This is a genomic window from Mycobacterium sp. NGS68 (assembly GCF_059812195.1).
This window is the reverse complement of sequence record NZ_JCALCE010000073.1, coordinates 1-1,768: the sequence shown is the minus strand read 5'-3', so window position 1 is coordinate 1,768 and position 1,768 is coordinate 1. Positions and strand designations below refer to the sequence as shown.

General features: G+C 64.3%; 1 pseudogene. It reads left to right on the top strand.

The window, feature by feature from the left end:
• The first annotated feature begins 70 nt into the window (after positions 1–70).
• Positions 71–1,617 (top strand): annotated as a pseudogene (locus AC5Y5V_RS31285) (IS1182 family transposase).
• Positions 1,618–1,768: the final 151 nt, after the last annotated feature.

The window sequence follows — 1,768 nt, the reverse complement described above, 5'->3', positions numbered from 1 at the left end:
CTAGGAGTCTGCTGAATTAATCGCCGCGTGGTGGCGGTGTTCGGGCTGTGGCGGTTGGGATGATTGGTGGGTGCAGGGGCGGTCTGATGATCAGCGTGAGTTGTTGGATGCGGAGTCGGTTGCCGGGCATCTTGTGAAGGGCGACAGCGTCTTTGCGTTTTTGGCGGCGCATAGGCATGAGTTGTTTCCTGAGGAGATGTTCGCCGATTTGTTCCCGTCGCGGCGGGGCCGGCCCAGTGTGCCGGTTGAGGTGATGGCCAGCGTGATCACCTTGCAGGCGCTGCACGGGCTCTCCGATAACGAGACAGTGGATGCGGTCACCTTCGATTTGCGGTGGAAGGCGGCCTGCGGGTTGGCGGTCAGCGCGGGCGGGTTTCATTCCACGACGTTGACGTATTGGCGGCGGCGCTTGGCGGCTTCTGATCACCCGAATCGGATCTTTGAGGCGGTCAAAGCCGTGGTCGCCCAGACCGGGGTGTTATCGGGTAGGACGCGCCGGGCGTTGGATTCCACAGTGCTCGATGATGCGGTGGCCACCCAGGACACCGTCACCCAGCTGATCGGGGCGATCCGGCGGGTCGGTCGTGAGGTTCCCGGCGCGAGCGAGGTTATCGCCGGGCACTGCACGGCCCATGATTACACCGATCCGGGTAAACCGGCCATCAGCTGGGACGATGTTGCGGCGCGGGAGGCGTTGGTGGACGCGTTGGTCAGCGACGCTCACCGGGTCTTGGGGTATTTACCCGAGCAGAATCTGGGTCCGCGGGCGGCTGAAGCGGTGGCGTTGCTGGCACTGGTGGCCGGCCAGGACGTGGAACCCGTGGAGGGTTCTATGGCACCGATGGGCACTGGCGCATCGCCCGCAACGTCGCCGGTGATCGGGTGATCTCCACGGTGGATCCTGAGACCCGCCATGTGCACAAGACGGTCACGCGCCGCCAGGACGGTTACAAAGCCCATATCGCGGCCGAACCCGATACCGGCATCATCACTGACTGCGCTCTACGGGCAGCCAACGGTGCTGACAATCACGAAGCCACCATCGGGTTGGCACTGCTCGAGGACGAGAATTCCCCGCTCACCGTGTTGGCCGATTCTGCATACGGGACCGGCGATTTCCGTGCAGAACTTTTCGCGCGATCCCACATCGACCGGGTCAAACCCGCACCCGTGCGCAGTGCCATCGCGGGCGGATTCAGCGTTGATGACTTCGTGGTCGACCATGCTGCACGCACCGCGACTTGCCCGGCCGGGGTAATTCGATCCATTAGCCGCGCGGGATACGCCAACTTCGGGGTGGCCTGCCGCAGTTGCCCACTGCGCAGCCGATGCACCACCAACGCCACCGGGAAAGCCCTGTGGGTCCGCCCTCACGACGCGCTGCAGCGAGCCGCACGCCGCCAGGCACGAGACCCGCAGTGGCTTAACGAATACCGCCAATACCGGCCCACGGTCGAACGCGCCATCGCCTGGCTAGTGAAAGGCAACCGCAAACTGCGCTACCGCGGCGTGGCCAAAAACGACCACTGGCTACACCACCGCGTCGCAGCACTGAACCTGCGCCGACTGATCACCCTAGGCCTGACCAACACCCCCACCGGATGGGCCATCGCCTAATCCGCCAACATCGCGGGCTTGCCCACACCGCCACTGGCCTGTCACCCTGAACACGGCGGGGTGAGCTCGTAGTGTCGACCCCAGCGGTCTGACTTTCAAATCAGCGCCACAGAGCGCCTTGAGACACCCCGCCCCCAAACCCCTTAATTCA